Source organism: Jeongeupia sp. HS-3, from assembly GCF_015140455.1.
In the GTDB taxonomy this organism is placed as follows: Bacteria; Pseudomonadota; Gammaproteobacteria; order Burkholderiales; family Chitinibacteraceae; genus Jeongeupia.
The window spans coordinates 1199895-1218017 of the sequence record NZ_AP024094.1; the positions used below are offsets into that span (position 1 = coordinate 1199895).

Annotated in this window: 11 protein-coding genes, 2 tRNA genes and 3 rRNA genes; 4 read left to right on the forward strand and 12 right to left on the reverse strand. The window is 56.9% G+C overall.

The window, feature by feature from the left end; translation table 11 throughout:
• Positions 1 to 50: 50 nt before the first annotated feature.
• From JLC71_RS05590 to JLC71_RS05600, 3 genes are all read right to left on the reverse strand, one after another.
• The gene (locus JLC71_RS05590; protein ID WP_200917774.1) at positions 51 to 2831 is read right to left on the reverse strand and encodes a M16 family metallopeptidase; all 2781 of its coding nucleotides are present in this window, start codon (positions 2829 to 2831) and stop codon (positions 51 to 53) included.
• A gap of 104 nt (positions 2832 to 2935) precedes the next feature.
• Entirely contained in the window at positions 2936 to 4021 is a 1086-nt protein-coding gene (gene apbC, locus JLC71_RS05595) for an iron-sulfur cluster carrier protein ApbC (protein WP_200917775.1), read from the reverse strand.
• Between the two features lie 171 nt (positions 4022 to 4192).
• Positions 4193 to 6322, reverse strand: coding sequence for a patatin-like phospholipase family protein (locus JLC71_RS05600; RefSeq protein WP_200917776.1), 2130 nt, complete (start codon positions 6320 to 6322; stop codon positions 4193 to 4195).
• Here JLC71_RS05600 and JLC71_RS05605 point away from each other — a divergent pair.
• The 3 genes from JLC71_RS05605 (at position 6287) to JLC71_RS05615 (ending at position 9080) form a co-directional block, all read left to right on the forward strand.
• Positions 6287 to 7141, forward strand: coding sequence for a glycerophosphodiester phosphodiesterase (locus JLC71_RS05605; RefSeq protein ID WP_200917777.1), 855 nt, complete (start codon positions 6287 to 6289; stop codon positions 7139 to 7141). The genes JLC71_RS05600 and JLC71_RS05605 overlap by 36 nt on opposite strands.
• An 85-nt stretch (positions 7142 to 7226) precedes the next feature.
• Positions 7227 to 8540: an anaerobic C4-dicarboxylate transporter family protein gene (locus JLC71_RS05610; RefSeq protein ID WP_200917778.1), complete on the forward strand. Its 1314-nt coding sequence runs from the start codon at positions 7227 to 7229 to the stop codon at positions 8538 to 8540.
• A 258-nt stretch (positions 8541 to 8798) separates the two neighbouring features.
• On the forward strand, positions 8799 to 9080 hold the full coding sequence (locus JLC71_RS05615) for a hypothetical protein (RefSeq protein ID WP_200917779.1): 282 nt from the start codon (positions 8799 to 8801) through the stop codon (positions 9078 to 9080).
• Between the two features lie 2 nt (positions 9081 to 9082).
• Here JLC71_RS05615 and JLC71_RS05620 read toward each other — a convergent pair whose 3' ends face one another.
• From JLC71_RS05620 to JLC71_RS05660, 9 genes are all read right to left on the reverse strand, one after another.
• Positions 9083 to 9940 (reverse strand): L,D-transpeptidase, encoded by an 858-nt coding sequence (locus JLC71_RS05620; RefSeq protein WP_200917780.1) that lies wholly within the window; start codon positions 9938 to 9940, stop codon positions 9083 to 9085.
• A 182-nt stretch (positions 9941 to 10122) separates the two neighbouring features.
• Positions 10123 to 10235, reverse strand: a 5S ribosomal RNA gene (rrf, locus tag JLC71_RS05625).
• 121 nt (positions 10236 to 10356) lie between these two features.
• A 23S ribosomal RNA gene (locus tag JLC71_RS05630) occupies positions 10357 to 13249 on the reverse strand.
• 231 nt (positions 13250 to 13480) lie between these two features.
• A tRNA-Ala gene (locus tag JLC71_RS05635) sits at positions 13481 to 13556 on the reverse strand.
• A 39-nt stretch (positions 13557 to 13595) separates the two neighbouring features.
• Positions 13596 to 13672 (reverse strand) — tRNA-Ile (locus JLC71_RS05640).
• Positions 13673 to 13733: 61 nt separating this feature from the next.
• Positions 13734 to 15267 (reverse strand): 16S ribosomal RNA (locus JLC71_RS05645).
• Together the 16S, 23S and 5S rRNA genes with 2 tRNA genes alongside form the textbook arrangement of a ribosomal RNA operon.
• A 509-nt stretch (positions 15268 to 15776) precedes the next feature.
• Complete coding sequence (locus tag JLC71_RS05650) at positions 15777 to 15950, reverse strand: hypothetical protein (protein WP_200917781.1); 174 nt, start codon at positions 15948 to 15950, stop codon at positions 15777 to 15779.
• Between the two features lie 147 nt (positions 15951 to 16097).
• Entirely contained in the window at positions 16098 to 16964 is an 867-nt protein-coding gene (locus JLC71_RS05655) for an IS3 family transposase (RefSeq protein ID WP_200914866.1), read from the reverse strand.
• A complete protein-coding gene (locus tag JLC71_RS05660) occupies positions 16961 to 17254 on the reverse strand; it encodes a transposase (RefSeq protein ID WP_200914865.1) in 294 nt (97 codons plus the stop codon). The genes JLC71_RS05655 and JLC71_RS05660 overlap by 4 nt, the downstream gene beginning before the upstream one ends.
• A 130-nt stretch (positions 17255 to 17384) precedes the next feature.
• Between JLC71_RS05660 and JLC71_RS05665 the strand changes: the two genes are divergently transcribed.
• On the forward strand, positions 17385 to 17966 hold the full coding sequence (locus JLC71_RS05665) for a DUF4376 domain-containing protein (protein WP_200917782.1): 582 nt from the start codon (positions 17385 to 17387) through the stop codon (positions 17964 to 17966).
• The last annotated feature ends 157 nt before the right edge of the window (positions 17967 to 18123 follow it).

Below are 18123 nucleotides of genomic sequence, written 5' to 3' on the forward strand. Positions count from 1 at the left end.
GCGCCGATTGTAGCGGCCTGCGCCATGCAGGCACAGGCCGCGACGTGATGCTAGATGCGTGGGTTCGGGCTCACCCGGCCGATGGTCATGCCGGCCTCGGAAAGCCAGCGCTGCGCGCCCTCCCGCAAGCTCGCGGCATCGGTGGCCTCCAGCGCCTTGTACACCGCATCAACCCGGGTCACCGGCAGCCCGCCGGCGTCGTTGGTCAGTAGGTACAGACACAGCAGTTCGGGCACATCCAGCTCGGCCCGCGCCTCGCGCAATGCAATCCGCTTGGCCACCTGCAATTCGTCATCGCCTATCGGTTTGGCACGCAGGCTCGCAAGCTCGCCACGCGCCAGCTCAACCGCTTCGTCCTCATACTTTGGATCGACGTCGAAACCAACCACCAACTGGGCCAACTGCGCCGAACTGGGCAGCAACTGATAGCCGGTGGCCGGCGAATAACTGACGCCGCTGCCATCGCGCAAACGCAGCCGCAAGCGTTCATCAAGCACCGTCCGCAATAATCGAGCCTGCGCCACCGTCTGCGGTGACCACGCCTGACGGGTATTGAATTCGATCCGCACATAGCTGCTGCGTCGCGTGGTATCGGTCACCTGCACCGAACCACCGGCAACGGCCTTGATCGGCGCAATCACCGTCGGGGCGATGTCATCGCGCCTGGGCAAGTTGGCCAGCCACGTTTCCAGCAAGGGCTTGACCACGGCCGGATCGAAATCGCCGACCAGACCAAGCGTAAACCGTGATGGATCGCCATAAAGCTGGCGCACGACCATTTCGATTTCACTACCGTCGAAATCGTCAAACCAGCGCGGATTGGCGCCTTGCATCCGGTAATCGTCGGGAAATGCGGCCACGCGCATGTCCTGCCACATCAACCTGGCCACGCTGTTGAGCGGCGTATCGGCCTTGATCAACGTCTCGCGACCGCTGATACCCAAACGGTCGTAATCAAAGTCCCGATAAAACCGGTGGTGCAGCTCGGCCAGCGCCGTTTTCAGCCCGGCGGCTGGCGCATTGCCGTAAAAACCGAACCATTCCGATTCGACCGAACTCATCATGGTCACGCCATCGGCAAGGCGAATCCGCGCCACCTCCGACTGCGGCAGCCGCGCCACCGTGCTCCGCGCAATGGCTGTGGGCATGGTCAACGCCGCCGCATACTGCGCTTCACCGAACTGGAATTGCCCACCCATCGCGCCAAAACGGAAATACACCAGCCCCTTGCCATCGGAAATGGGTCGCAGCAACACCTTGATGCCGTTGGACAAGACCAGCGTTTCCACCTCGCCTGCGCGCTGATCGCTGCGGATCGACCCCGGCTCGGCCTTGGGCGCCGGAAACGCCAGCATGGCGTAATCAGCGAATGCCGCCGGTTGCGGCCCGGGTTTGAAGTCGGCGTACCAACTCAGCACCGCTGCTCGATCAGGGAATTGCTTGACGTGCTTTTGCTGGAAAGCCAGTTGCAGATAGCGTGGCCGCCCGAGCGCAGCACCGAGCAGACGGGAAAGATCCTGCGCCTTGACCGGTTCGATCGCCTTGCGCACGGCCGGCATTTCGGTGCGGCTGTTGCTCCACGGATGCTGGCCCTGCGCCGCCTGCACCAGTAGCTCGGCCTCGGCTTTGGCACGGTCACGATCATTGGCATGCCATTGCACCACCGAACCCAGATATTCGCGCTTGAGTTGCGCCAGCGTTGCATCGTCGAACGGCTGGGCAACGAACGCGGCCAGCTGGCCTTCCAGGTTCAGCACTTGCTCGCGCGTCGCCAGCTTGTCGTTGTGCTTGTTCAACTCCGGACCGAGCTGAAAGCCGAAGTTCAAGATGGGCTGGCCATCGTCACGCCAACGCCAGTCGATTTGATAATTTACCCCGCGCTGCGCCAGACGCTGCTTGAGCGCGTACTTCAGAAACGAGGCGACATACGCAAGACGAACCCCGTCCGCAGTGGCGAAATTCGGGTGTGGAAATGAAATTCCCAAGTTCGCCCAATCGTTCATGCCATCGTTCACCGGCGTCACCGCATAGGCCAAATCCTTCGATGCCGGCTGCAGTGGGCGCAACTGGCCGACACGAGCACCTCTGGCCTCGGCCGGCAAAGCGGAAAAACGCTCACGCAGCGCTGATTCAACCTGCCTGGTATCAACGTCACCGGTGACGATCACCGTCATTCGGCTCGGCACATACAGGCGCCGATACAGCGCCTGTAAATCAGCGGCCGACATCTGCTGCACCGAATCCGCCGTGCCGTACGACCAACTGCCGCCGCCCGTACCATGCTGGTACAAATGGCGCTCCTGCTCCCAGAAATTGACCCAGGGATTGTTGTGCCGGCCGCGCAGCTCTTCGGCCACCACTTTGCGCTCCGCAGTCACGACGGCGGGATCAAAACGAATGCCCGCCGCCATGCCGGCCAGAACCTTGAGGCCCGCAGTGACGCCAGCGGCATCGCCGTGCGGCAGCGCCAGCTGATAGGTCGTCGCAGCCGGCAAAGTCCAGCCGTTCAGGTGCTCGCCAAAGCGAAACCCTTGCGTGCGCAAATAGGGAATCAGCGTGCCGTTCGGATACGCCTCGGTATCGCGAAATGCCAGATGCTCGATCAGGTGCATGCCACCTTCAAGCCTAGCGTCCTGAACGTCGACCTCGCCAGCGTTGACGATCAGGCGAAATTCGATCTCACCCACCGGCCGATCAGTGTGCCGGATCGCATATTTGAGGCCGTTATCCAGCGCACCCACCCGGTCACCCGAGTCGGCCAGCACCGAACCGGCGCAACACATGGACACCGCCACCCAAAACAGCCGCCACAAACCCGGTTGCCTACGCATATCCGCACACACCCTGTCATATAAATGACAAATTGTACGGCAACAACCAAGCAAAATAATTGCGACGCGATTACCAAATCAATGACATATCGCAAGCATCCGTCTTATTTCTGGATCACGATCTTCGGGAATTTGGCCGAAAAATCCTGCGCCTTGTCGGCGATCTTGATCGCCACCTTGCGGGCGATCGCCTTGTAGAGCTCAGCGATTTTCCCCTCAGGATCGGCAGCAACGCTGGGCTTACCGGCATCGACACCAAGACGGATCGACAGATCCAGCGGCAACTTGCCCAGCAGATCGACACCGTAATCCTCACCCATGCGCGCACCGCCGCCCTCGCCGAAGATCGGCTCGATGTGCCCGCAGTTCGAGCACACATGCGTACTCATGTTTTCGACGATGCCAAGAATCGGCACACCGACCTTCTCGAACATCTTCAGCCCCTTGCGCGCGTCGAGCAGCGCGATGTCCTGCGGCGTGGTGACGATCACCGCGCCGGTCAGCGGCACCTTCTGGCTCAGCGTCAGCTGGATATCACCGGTACCCGGTGGCAGGTCGATGATCAGATAATCGACATCGTCCCACAGCGTGTCGTTCAGCAACTGCTGCAAGGCCTGGGTCACCATCGGCCCGCGCCAGACCATCGGCTGCTCGGGGTCGATGAGAAAGCCGATCGACATCGTCTGCACGCCATAGGCGACAATCGGCTCAATGTGCTTGTTGTCTGGCGACTGCGGCTTGGCGTCGGCGACGCCCATCATCAAGGGTTGCGACGGCCCGTAGATGTCTGCATCCAGCAAACCGACACGCGCGCCTTCCGCCGACAAGGCCAGCGCCAGATTGACCGCGGTCGTCGACTTGCCGACGCCGCCCTTGCCGCTGGCCACGGCAATGACGTTTTTTACGTTCTGAAGCAAAGGCACGCCGCGCTGAACCGAGTGCGCAATGATCTGGCTCGATACCGCCACGGTCACCGCGTTCACACCTTCAAGCGCCTTGAGCGCTGCTTCAAACTGGGCACGTACCAAACCAAACTGGCTGGCTGCTGGATAGCCGAGGACGATGTCCGCGTAAACGTGGCCATCCACAAGCGCAAGGCGCTTGACGCTCTTGCTCGACGCGTAGGTCTTGCCGGTACTGGGGTCAACGAGCGCGGCAATCGCCGCCTGCAGGAAGTCGGGTTGGGACATGGGCGGGGTTCCTTCACGCACAGCGCCAAAAAGGCGGGAGATAAACGACATGGTGGCCGGCCGCAAGGGCCATGGTTGACTGGATTAGTCGGCTATTTTCGCGGATTGACCGCATAAAAACAAACACCCCGCACAATGCGGGGTGTCCATGGACGCGATCAGCACCGGGACTCAGTACGGGTTGCCCAGCATCACGTAGAAGCGGGCCTTCTTGTTGTCGCCGTATGCGGCGGCGACGTAGAACGGGCCAAGATAGGTATCCATGCCGACAAAAGCCGTCACCGACGTATGTAGATCATTATCATCTTTGTTGACCGCGTCGAACAATTGCCCCAATTCAAGCGCCCCGCCGATATAGATGCCGCTATCCGGAACCAGAAAAGACAAGGGATGGTACAAAGCGATGCGCCCATAAGCCAACCTATCGCCGATGATTTCCTGATAACCATAACTGGAAAGATTCATGAATCCCCCCAGCCATTGAATATCGTTCAACGCATCGTCACCGCCGCCTTCCTGCGTCACGGCGTGCAGTTTGACATGGCCACCAAACCCGCCCAACTTGAAACCTTTGACCAAGGTCGCACTGGCTTGGCTATAAGGTTCGAAATCGCCCGATTCGGTACTACCGCCAAAAGACTGGTACAACGAGGCATTAAAGTACGCGCCCTCGGTCGGGAAATTCAGACTGTCGAGCTGATCGTAATAGATGCGTAAACGCGCACCCCAATCTTTTTGGTTGTAGTTTTCCAGCGTATTGTTGCCTTCCTCATCAGGAATAAACCCGATATCACGCGAAGCGCGATACTGGTTATACGCCAGGCCAAAACGAATCTCGCCATATTTACCATAGCCCGAGCCGAGATCCAGCCCCGCCTTCTCCCGGCGATACTTGAACTGGGCAGCCTTGCTGCCGTCAAGCCAGACATCGACAGGCTGATTTTCGACACTGAAATAAGGTGAAATAAATGCGTAGCCATCCAGTTGCAAGGGCTGATAGAACTCGGTCACAAATTGGGTGTGGTCGCCAAGGCGTAGCAGCGTGGACCATTCACCACCCAGGCTGTTGATCCAGGTACGACGGTAGCGTGCAGCCAAGCTGTAGCGATTATCGGTATCGAAGTCGGTACTCAGTGCCAGACCCAGATTCAGATAATTTGGCCCCCAGCTTTTTTCTACCGGCGTTAGCCGGAACAGTTGGCCGTTCGGGGTATCGATCAGCTCGTAATCAAGCTGCGAAAAATCGCCGCGGGCATAGGTCTTGGTCAAACGTTCGCTGAACGCGGCGTTATCCAGCGGCTTGCCCGGGCTAATATCAAGTGCGCCCTTCAATACGTCCGGATTCACATAGTCGAGCTGAGCGACTTGCACTTCGTTGATCGGTTTTGCCGCCAACTGCCTGGATTGCCGCGCCACCAGCCAATTCCGGTAATCAGTTGCCGGCAACGCATAACGCTCCAGCTCGGCCAAATGCAGTTTCGCCGCGGCTTCACCGCGCTCAATCAGTTGCTTGGTCTTGGTGAAATCCGAGCTACCGAGTTTATCGAGCTGCGGCGCAATCAAGATATCGCTGCCCGACTTCAAGCTGGCAATCTGCGGTCGCTGGTTCTGTAAAATCATCAGCCGGGTGTATTGATCGGCCACCGAAAACAGACTGTCGATTTCACTGCTTTTGAGCGGCGGCGACGCCACATCGATGGCAATGACAACGTCGGCGCACAGCTTGCGTGCCACGTCGATACCCATATTGCGGGAGAGCCCGCCATCGACCAGCGTATGCCCTTCCAGCGGCACCGGCGGAAACACCCCCGGCACGGCCATGCTGGCGCGCATGGCGCTGACGATATCGCCGTCGCCGAGCACAACCATCTCGCCGGTCTCAAGATCGGTCGCAATCGCCCGGTACGGCGTCGCCAACTGGTCAAAATGCGCGACCGTGCCGCCGTAAGTCAGTTCGCGCAGAAAATACTCGACCTTCTGGGTGCTGATCGCCGAACGGGGAAACGCAATCGTGCCATTGTCGCGCACCCCGAGTTCGATCGGCACCTGGCTGACCCGATCAAGTTCCTTTTGCCGAAACGACGACATCTGCCGCGGCAGACTGCTACTCAATAGGTCGTCCCAGTTGGCCTTCTCGCTCTGCTCGGCCAGCTCCTCGGGCGTGCGCCCTGCCGCATAGCCGCCAGCGACCAGCGCGCCGATGCTGGTGCCCACGATGCAATCGATCGGCACCCGTGCCTCTTCGAGCACCTTGAGGACGCCGATATGCGCCAGACCACGCGCACCGCCGCCGCCCAACACCAAGCCAATCCGAGGACGCGCCGGCTCGGCAGCGCCCGATGCAGCCATGACAACGCCGATGACACCATTTGCCACGATGAACCAAAAACGCCGCATTCAATCCCTGCTAAATTGCTTGTATCGTCAACATTATACGAGCTCGACATGCAACTCATTGCCCATCGCGGCTTGGCGCGCACCGTACCGGAAAACACCCTCGCCGCATTCGCGGCTGCATTATCCAGCGGCTTTGACGGTTTGGAAACCGACGTTCGCCTTTGCGCGGATGGTGAAGCCATATTATTTCACGACCGCGTCACCGCCAATGGCACCCCAGTCGCGCTGCTAAGCCGCAAAATGCTCTCACAGCAAGTCGGCTATCTGGTGCCGACCCTGGCAGAAGCCCTCGACACCTTTCCCGATGCCCACTGGAACCTCGAAATCAAATCCGGGGATGCCGTGCAAGCCGCGTTTGAAATCATCTCTGCCTCGCGCCGACCGCAGCGCTTGCTGCTCTCGTCGTTTCGGCACGATATCGTCGTTGCCGCGGCTGAGCTGCTGCGTATCGAATGTGCATTGCTGATCGCGCATCGCCCAAGCACGCTCGGCGAGCTGGTGCATACCGCCTTGCCGCACGAACGCCTGAGAAGCATCGTCTGGGATTTTGAGATCATTGACGCACCCTTAATCGAACAAGCCGCCAACCTCGGCTTTCGCAGCCACGTGTATGGCGCTCAAACACTATACGAGCACGCCTTCTGCCGGGATTGCCAAGTGCATGCGGTCATTACCGACTACCCGGAGTTCGTTGGCCTGACCCCCGCGCCGGCACTGCAATAAATGAATGACGTCAAGCGCAATCAGGCATTGCGCGCAAAACCGGCATGCGTCACCATGCCGCCGCCATAACTGCAGATTGCCCCCCATGCTATTGATCGAATTTGCCGTCGTCCTTGCCGCCATCCTGATTGGTGCACGCCTTGGCGGCATCGGCCTCGGCGTGATGGGCGGGCTCGGGCTCGCCGTCCTGACCTTTGTTTTCGGGCTTAAACCGGCAACAGCTCCGATCGACGTCATGTTGATGATTGTCGCCGTCATCACTGCAGCTGGTTGCCTGCAGGCGGCGGGAGGGATGGATTTCCTCGTCCACGTAGCCGAAAAGCTGTTGCGCCGTCACCCCAAGCGCATCACCTGGTTTGCCCCGCTGATCACTTATACCTTTACCGTATTCGCCGGCACCGGCCATGTCGCCTACTCGGTGCTGCCGGTCATTGCCGAGGTCGCGCGCGAATCTGGCATTCGCCCGGAACGGCCGCTCTCCATCAGTGTTATTTCCTCACAAGCCGGCATTACCGCAAACCCGATTTCTGCCGCAACAGTGGCACTGCTGTCGCTGCTATCCCCGGAGGGCGTGGGTTTGCCGGACATCCTGATGATCGCGATTCCGGCAACATTGTTTGGCACGCTCGCCGGCGCCTTCGTGGCAAGCCGCTTGGGCGTTGAACTGGATCAGGATCCGATTTACCAAGCCAAGCTTGCCGCCGGAGATCTGCCATCAAATACCGGGGCGGAACAAGCCGTGCTGCCGCGATCCGCCAGATGGTCAGTCTGGATCTTTCTGGCCGCAGCGTTCTCCGTCGTCATGCTTGGTTCGTTTCCGGCACTACGCCCATCCTGGGGGGCTGGCGATCAACTCGTTCGTCTCGATATGGCCCAAGCCATCCAGATCGTCATGCTTTCGGCATCCGCGCTGATACTGCTGATCAGCAAGGTCGACCCGGATCAGGTCGTACGCGGTAGCGTTTTTCGCGCAGGTGCAGCCGCGGTGATCGGCATCTTCGGTATCGCCTGGATGGGCGACACCTTCATTCAGGGCAACATCGCTTTCTTCTCGAGCAATATTCAAGCCGCCGTCAGCGCGGCGCCATGGTTATTTGCGATCGCCCTGTTCGGCATGTCGATCCTGCTTTATTCACAGGCCGCCACAATCCGGGCACTGCTCCCTTTGGGCATCGCACTCGGCATTCCCGCGCCGGCGTTGATCGCGATGTTTCCCAGTGTAAACGGCTACTTTTTCATTCCGAATTACCCCACGGTCATCGCCGCGATCAATTTCGATCAGACAGGGACAACCCGAATCGGGCGCTGGCTACTCAACCACAGCTTCATGCTGCCCGGGCTGACGTGCTCCTTTATCAGCGTCACCAGCGGCTTCGCGCTCATTCAGCTCTTGATGTGAGTACGCAGTTGCCATTTCGGTTTCGTAAAAAAATCACGCACCAGGGAGTAAATCGGGCATGGCTGCAAGGTGGCCCGAACCGGATGATTCATGGGATAGATGCTGACGACTGCAACCTTCATCCGGCCTCACCCAAGGATCAGCGAAGGGCTCAAGAGCGCACTCAGTCGGGCATCGCTACCGAGGCTCGTCATGTACCCGAATACATCTCCTTTATCTCGCACCGGTTGGTCGCACGCAGGTCACGCCGTATTGCCGATGCGTACGACCACGCCGGCAAAAGATCACGCCGATGAACGCGGCTTCGAGGATAGGCTGCAACATAGCCATCAATCCGCCGACAAGGGCCGCGCCCCGGAGGCGGAAAACAATCAGCGGGATCGCACCGACTGGGCCGACCGCTTGATTTTCATGCTGATGCATAGTGCTGCCAGGCAACGCAGCGAAGACTACACGCCGCGCCGTAACCATCAGCAACTGCATGAAACATACCATCAGCAGCCAGCCCTTGGAAAATGCATTCAGCTCGCCAAGGCCTGATGCTAGAGCATGCAGCGATAACGGCGAATCGGGCCGATCCTGCTTTCAAAGAAATCGCCTGTCGGTCGCCAATCGGGCGTCAACGGTGCCGTAGCAAGCATATCGACGTGATGCCAACCGAGTACGCGAGCCTCGTCCAGCAACACATCAAGTAACCGCCAAGCGGCAGCAATCCCGCTACTCGAGAGATTCAGCCACAAGGTTCCGCCAGCCTGCAGCCCGCCGCGCCCCTGACAATGCCCCTCTTCCTGCCATAAAGTGAACAGCCGGCCCACGGCTTCAGCATCTATCGCAGGGCTTTTCGGCCCGGCAATTGCATATTCCTCGAGGGATTCGGACAGCAGGCGTGACGCTGCAGGATAAACGCACCAATCCGGCGTGTCGGCAACGATATCGACGTCGACGCCCGGCTTGAGCATCGCAAACAATTCGACGATATCCGTATTGCGCATACGAATGCAGCCATGTGACGCAGGAAGCCCCATAGGCTCGTCATCCGGCGTGCCATGAATATAGATATACCTTGCCATGGTATCGACTTGGCCAAACCGATTGAAGCCGGGCACTTTTCCGGACAGCCAGATGATGCGGGACAAAATCCAGTCGCGCCCCGGCTGGGCCGCAGCGAGAGCCGGCGAATAAACCTCCCCGGTCCAACGCCGCCCTCTGAGTACGGCATTCAAAGGCAAAGTCGTGCCGATCATTGCCCTGATGGCGTGGCGGCCACGCGGCGTCTGAAAGCTCCCGAACAACTCTCCCGCACCACGTGCCGCAGTCGAAACCGGGTAGCAATGCAATAGCACCCCGGCAGCATCGTACACACGCAAAATTTGCGAAGCGATATCGATCTGGACATTCATCGGTTGATCGTCCCATGAGACAGAAAGCAAAACAAACTGAAATCGGTGACTTGCCTTATCAGCGCAATTGATCCGGCGCTCTGCTGCGCAGCGGCCCTTCTGTCGCGCCGGCGTCTTTTGCGCGCATAAAGCCAAAAGCAAAACCCCCCTGCAGCATTCTGCAGGGGGGTTTTCTATGGGGAGTCTGGCGATGACCTACTTTCACACGGGAACCCGCACTATCATCGGCGCTGAGTCGTTTCACGGTCCTGTTCGGGATGGGAAGGCGTGGGACCAACTCGCTATGGTCGCCAGACGTAACTGGTGGAGTTACGACTGTATTAGTCATATCTCTGAATTCGATAGAAGAAGTAATGACTCGGGTTTGATATTTACGAGCCTGTCGCATCATACCCGAACCACGCGGTTCAGGTTATAGGATCAAGCCGCACGGGCAATTAGTATCGGTTAGCTTAACGCATTACTGCGCTTCCACACCCGACCTATCAACGTGGTGGTCTTCCACGACCCTTTAGAAGGCTCAAGGCCTTAGGGAAATCTCATCTCGAGGCTAGTTTCGCGCTTAGATGCTTTCAGCGCTTATCTATTCCGCATTTAGCTACCCGGCGATACCACTGGCGTGATAACCGGTACACCAGAGATGCGTCCACTCCGGTCCTCTCGTACTAGGAGCAGCCCCCCTCAAATTTCCAACGCCCACTGCAGATAGGGACCAAACTGTCTCACGACGTTTTGAACCCAGCTCACGTACCACTTTAAATGGCGAACAGCCATACCCTTGGGACCGGCTACAGCCCCAGGATGTGATGAGCCGACATCGAGGTGCCAAACTCCGCCGTCGATGTGAACTCTTGGGCGGAATCAGCCTGTTATCCCCGGAGTACCTTTTATCCGTTGAGCGATGGCCCTTCCATACAGAACCACCGGATCACTATGTCCTGCTTTCGCACCTGCTCGACGTGTCAGTCTCGCAGTCAAGCTACCTTGTGCCATTACACTATCAGTACGATGTCCGACCGTACCTAGGTAACCTTCGAGCTCCTCCGTTACACTTTGGGAGGAGACCGCCCCAGTCAAACTGCCTACCATGCACGGTCCCCGATCCGGATAACGGACCAAGGTTAGAACCTCAAAGGGGTCAGGGTGGTATTTCAAGGACGGCTCCACAGAAACTAGCGTCTCTGCTTCAAAGCCTCCCACCTATCCTACACAAACCACTTCAAAGTCCAATGCAAAGCTACAGTAAAGGTTCACGGGGTCTTTCCGTCTAGCAGCGGGGAGATTGCATCTTCACAAACACTTCAACTTCGCTGAGTCTCAGGAGGAGACAGTGTGGCCATCGTTACGCCATTCGTGCGGGTCGGAACTTACCCGACAAGGAATTTCGCTACCTTAGGACCGTTATAGTTACGGCCGCCGTTTACCGGGGCTTCGATCAAGAGCTTGCACCCCATCAATTAACCTTCCGGCACCGGGCAGGCGTCACACCCTATACGTCCACTTTCGTGTTAGCAGAGTGCTGTGTTTTTGATAAACAGTCGCAGCCACCTTTTCACTGCAACCTCTTCACGCTCCACGAGCAAGTCGCTTCACGCTACAGAGGCACACCTTCTCCCGAAGTTACGGTGTCAATTTGCCGAGTTCCTTCTCCTGAGTTCTCTCAAGCACCTTAGAATTCTCATCCTGCCCACCAGTGTCGGTTTGCGGTACGGTCAATTCTGAGCTGAAGCTTAGTGGCTTTTCCTGGAAGCATAGGATCAATCACTTCAGTGCCAATGGCACCTCGTCATCACGCCTCAGTGTTAACAGGGATCCGGATTTGCCTAAATCCCCCACCTACACGCTTAAACCACCTATTCCAACAGATGGCTGACCTACCTTTCTCCGTCCCCACATCGCACTCAGAATCGGTACAGGAATATTAACCTGTTGTCCATCGACTACGCTTTTCAGCCTCGCCTTAGGGGCCGACTCACCCTACGCCGATTAACGTTGCGTAGGAAACCTTGGGCTTTCGGTGAACGGGCTTTTCACCCGTTTTAACGCTACTCATGTCAGCATTCGCACTTCCGATACCTCCAGCAGCCTTCTCAAGCCACCTTCACAGGCTTACGGAACGCTCCCCTACCATATGTACTTACGTACATATCCGCGTCTTCGGTTATCAATTTGAGCCCCGTTACATCTTCCGCGCAGGACGACTCGACCAGTGAGCTATTACGCTTTCTTTAAATGATGGCTGCTTCTAAGCCAACATCCTGGCTGTCTATGCCTTCCCACCTCGTTTTCCACTTAATTGATCATTTGGGACCTTAGACGGCGGTCTGGGTTGTTTCCCTCTTGACACCGGACGTTAGCACCCGATGTCTGTCTCCCAAGCTCGCACTTAACGGTATTCAGAGTTTGCAATGGTTTGGTAAGTCGCGATGACCCCCTAGCCATAACAGTGCTTTACCCCCGTTAGTGATACTTGAGGCACTACCTAAATAGTTTTCGGGGAGAACCAGCTATTTCCAAGTTTGTTTAGCCTTTCACCCCTATCCACAGCTCATCCCCTAATTTTGCAACATTAGTGGGTTCGGACCTCCAGTGCGTGTTACCGCACCTTCATCCTGGCCATGGATAGATCACTTGGTTTCGGGTCTACGCCCAGCAACTAATCGCCCTATTCGGACTCGGTTTCCCTGCGCCTCCCCTATTCGGTTAAGCTTGCTACTGAACGTAAGTCGCTGACCCATTATACAAAAGGTACGCAGTCACGGAACAAGTCCGCTCCCACTGTTTGTATGCATCCGGTTTCAGGATCTATTTCACTCCCCTCCCGGGGTTCTTTTCGCCTTTCCCTCACGGTACTGGTTCACTATCGGTCGATTACGAGTATTTAGCCTTGGAGGATGGTCCCCCCATCTTCGGACAGGATTTCTCGTGTCCCGCCTTACTTGTCGTACGCTTAGTACCACGTTTATCTTTTCGCATACGGGGCTATCACCCACTATTGCCGGACTTTCCATTCCGTTCTGCTAAGACAATCGCTATCACGTACAGGCTCTTCCCATTTCGCTCGCCACTACTTTGGGAATCTCGGTTGATTTCTTTTCCTCCGGCTACTTAGATGTTTCAGTTCGCCGGGTTCGCTTCACATGACCTATGTATTCAGTCATGGATACACCAAAAGGTGTGGGTTCCCCCATTCGGATATCTGCGGATCAAAGCTCGTTTGCCAGCTCCCCGCAGCTTTTCGCAGGCTGCCGCGTCCTTCATCGCCTGTAATCGCCAAGGCATCCACCAGATGCACTTATTCGCTTGATCCTATAACCTCAAACGCGTAGTTCAAGATTACAGTTATGTTTGCGACTCGAATTCAAAGTTCTCGAATTCAAAACTCGATGCAATCAAACCCATTCATTACTGAATAAATCTGAGTCTTACTTCTTCTATCTTGTTAAAGAGCGATACAGAGAATAAATTCTCGTCCAACTGAAGCAGTCAGAACTAAAATTGCTACACCAACATCAGCAAACTTAGTTCTGAAAACTAAAATGGTGGAGGCAGACGGGATCGAACCGACGACCCTCTGCTTGCAAAGCAGATGCTCTCCCAACTGAGCTATGCCCCCATCGGATCAAACTGTCTTGTCATTCACTAAAAAAGCAAATGGTGGGTCAAGCTGGAATCGAACCAGCGACCCCCGCCTTATCAAGACGGTGCTCTAACCGACTGAGCTACTGACCCAGTTCTCCGTATCTCTAACCTACAGCCGATGAGTGTGAATGCTTAATGAGGCATTATCTTTAAAGGAGGTGATCCAGCCGCAGGTTCCCCTACGGCTACCTTGTTACGACTTCACCCCAGTCATGAATCCTACCGTGGTAACCGGCCTCCCGAGGGTTAGCCTAGCTACTTCTGGTAAAACCCACTCCCATGGTGTGACGGGCGGTGTGTACAAGGCCCGGGAACGTATTCACCGCGACATGCTGATCCGCGATTACTAGCGATTCCGACTTCACGCAGTCGAGTTGCAGACTGCGATCCGGACTACGATTGGTTTTCTGAGATTGGCTCCACCTCGCGGCTTCGCGACCCTCTGTACCAACCATTGTATGACGTGTGAAGCCCTGGTCATAAGGGCCATGAGGACTTGACGTCATCCCCACCTTCCTCCGGTTTGTCACCGGCAGTCCCATTAAAGTGCTCAACTGAATGGTAGCAACTAATGGCAAGGGTTGCGCTCGTTGCGGGACTTAACCCAACATCTCACGACACGAGCTGACGACAGCCATGCAGCACCTGTGTTCTAGCTCCTTACGGCACTCCCAAATCTCTTCGGGATTCTAGACATGTCAAGACCAGGTAAGGTTTTTCGCGTTGCATCGAATTAATCCACATCATCCACCGCTTGTGCGGGCCCCCGTCAATTCCTTTGAGTTTTAACCTTGCGGCCGTACTCCCCAGGCGGTCTACTTCCCGCGTTAGCTGCGTTACTAAGCTCCGAAAAGCCCAACAACTAGTAGACATCGTTTAGGGCGTGGACTACCAGGGTATCTAATCCTGTTTGCTCCCCACGCTTTCGTCCATGAGTGTCAGTATCAGCCCAGGGGGTTGCCTTCGCCATCGGTGTTCCTCCGCATATCTACGCATTTCACTGCTACACGCGGAATTCCACCCCCCTCTGCCGTACTCTAGCGAGCCAGTCATCAATGCAGTTCCCAGGTTGAGCCCGGGGCTTTCACATCGATCTTAACAAGCCACCTGCGGACGCTTTACGCCCAGTAATTCCGATTAACGCTTGGACCCTACGTATTACCGCGGCTGCTGGCACGTAGTTAGCCGGTCCTTATTCTTCAGGTACTGTCATCCCCGACCCGTATTAGGGGCCAGGATTTCCTCCCTGACAAAAGGGCTTTACAACCCGAAGGCCTTCTTCACCCACGCGGCATTGCTGGATCAGGCTTTCGCCCATTGTCCAAGATTCCCCACTGCTGCCTCCCGTAGGAGTCTGGGCCGTGTCTCAGTCCCAGTGTGGCGGGTCGTCCTCTCAGACCCGCTACTGATCGTTGCCTTGGTAGGCTTTTACCCTACCAACTAGCTAATCAGGCATCGGCCGCTCCAATAACGTGAGGTCTTGCGATCCCCCACTTTCCCCCTCAGGGCGTATGCGGTATTAGCTTGCCTTTCGGCAGGTTATCCCCCATTACTGGGCACGTTCCGATGTATTACTCACCCGTTCGCCACTAACTTGAGGAGCAAGCCCCTCAAATCCGTTCGACTTGCATGTGTAAAGCATGCCGCCAGCGTTCAATCTGAGCCAGGATCAAACTCTTTCGTTTAATCACTGAATAATTGCGCACTTGCGTTAACTCAAAAAAACTCACCCAACCACCGAAGCGGTCAGATTTACTTTCTATCATCTAAGTGCAAGTACTTGATGCACTCATCAAGCACTCACACTCATCGGCTGTAATTTGTTAAAGATCGCTTGCTTCTGAACACTTCGCTCGGTAAACTCGGCGGGTTTCGCTTCGTTTCTTTCGCTGCGTCATCAGCAGAGAACGCAACTTTAAGCACTTCCCCTTCCCCCGTCAACACCTCCTCGCAACAAATTCGCAACCAACCCGCTAAGCCACTGATCGGACAGCGAATTTTTACTACACCCAAATCCCACTCTTTCGCACTACCCGGCAAACCCCACCGCCAAAGCTGACAAAATAAGACCAATGGCATAAAAATCGTCAGCATTCTGTAGCGCCGCGCGACTTTTGGCACCGATTTGCGCTGTTATTGGCATAGCCCCGCCCCGCGAACTTGCACGATGTTTGGCACAAAGGCGCCCAGCCCGTTAGAACAACCCACCCATCGCCTCTGGCACCCAGTTGCAGATCACCAGCTCACCCGTCGTCCTGCGCTCGCCCTGACCTCGGGCGTTGCCGACGCTGTACTTGATATCCAGCCCTTCCATCCAGAATTCCTTGAACAGCTCGCGAATGGCTGGGTGGTCGTTGATGCTGAACATGACCTTGCCTTTGCAAGTACGCATCGCCTCGGCGAGCTGTTCGTATTGTTCCCAGCCGAAGTCGACGCCATAGCCTTCGGTTTCCCAGTACGGCGGATCGGCATAGAAGAAGGTGTGTGGTCTGTCCCCATGCAGAAGGACAGAGGATTAAGCGCTAAGCGCTGAATGCTGCCGTTCAAACTCGACCGGTGCCAGGTAATCCAGCGTCGAATGGCGGCGGCGATGATTGTAAAATCGGATGTAGTCGAATATATCCGCGCGGGCCTCGTCGTGACTCCGGTAGCGGGTCAAGTAAACCCGCTCCGCCTTCAACGACCGGAAGAAGCTTTCCATCGCAGCGTTGTCCCAGCAATTGCCCGCTCGTGAATGGCTCGGCACCATGCCGTGCCGTTTCAGCAACATCTGGTAATCAAACGCACAATACTGGCTGCCTCGGTCCGAATGCAGTAGCACCTCCCGCACCGGTTTCCGTCTGGCAACGGCCATCGTCAACGCAGCATGCACCAGTTCTTGCTGCATTCGATGGTGCATTGCCCAGCCGACCACGGCGCGGGAATACAAGTCCAGCACCACAGCCAGATACAGCCAGCCCTCGTCAGTACGGATGTAAGTCATGTCCGACACCCAGCGTTGATTCATCCCGGATGCGTCGAATTGCCGTTCCAGCCGATTTGGTGCCACCGGAAGCAGGTGTTGGCTGACCGGGACAGGTCGCCACCGTTTACGGGAACGTACCTTCAGCCCGCCTTGGCGCATCAGGCGGCCAACACGGTGGCGGCCACAGGCGAAGCCTTGTGCGACCAGTTCCGCATGTATCCGACGATGCCCATAGATGCCGTTGACTTCGGCATGGACCAGACGGATTTCCCGTAACAGCACGCGATTAGCCATCTCTCGCATCGAAGGCGGCCGGTTGCGCCAAGCGTAGTAGCTGCTCCGTGAGACGCGGAACAACTGGCACATGACGGCAACAGGATAACGCTCAGCAAGCGCCTGAATGGCGCGGTACTTCACTTCGTGGGCTGCGAGAAGATGGCGAGCGCTTTTTTTAGGACGTCACGCTCCATGGTGACGCGTGCTAGATCATCGCGCAGACGCTTGAGTTCGGCTGCTTCGCCCAGTTGCTTGCCATGACCAGGAAAGGCATCCATGCCCTTGAGCAGAAACTGGCGTTTCCATTTGCCCAGCAGGCCTTCGGTGATGCCGAAGGCCTGCGCCACGTGACGTAGCGGCGTGCCAGCCAGGATTTGCTCAACAGCTTCCCGCTTGAAGGACTCGGGAAAGGTACGGCGGATTTGGGTCATGAACACTCCTTGGTGGCGATTATCCACCTTAAGTTAGTGTCCTTCCGTATAGGGACAGACCACACCAACAACTACGTCCCGAGTTACTCGCCGAGCGTGACCTGGGTGATTGAGGGTTATTGATATGGGAATGCTTTTTAGCGCAAGCCGGATGGGCTTTTTCGATGCCGATCAACGCGCCGACTATGAGGTCGCCGGCACATGGCCGGACGATGCGGTCGAGATCAGCGACGCGCTGTACCGATCGCTCATGGCACCGCGCGATGACGGCAAAGTGATGGATGTCAGCCCGGACGGCATGCCGGCGCTGGTTGATCCACCGCCGCCGGCGCCCGTGCCTGTTGATGCGTTGCGGCAACTCGCCCGCGACGCAATCAATCAATGGCGCGACCGGCAGGAACAGGGCGTGATTCAGTTCGAGCACGCCGGCCACCGCTGGGATGGCGGCCTCAAGGTGCGCGATCGGCTCAACACCACGCTCGGCACGCTCAAGGCCTACGGCGTACCGGACGATTTCTTCTGGACTTCCGCCGACAACATCGACGTACCGATGACCCATCTTGAGTTGCAGGCGCTGTACGAGGCACACGAGCGCGCGGTCTTCTATCAGGGCTGGCAAATCCATCAGCGGCAGCGCGAGCTGAAACGCCAGGTCGACGCTGCCGATGCGGTATGGCTGCAAACCTTCGTACCCAATTGGCCTATGGATTGACCTGAACGGGTAGTGTGCTGAGGTGAAATTTCATTCCACATGGTGAAAAATCACGCACTACCTACTTATCGCGCAAATGGCGTCGAGTTTTCGCGCCGCGCTTCAGCCTGAACTCAAGCAAGCGACACCCACCACCACAAACCGTTCGCCCCCCCCT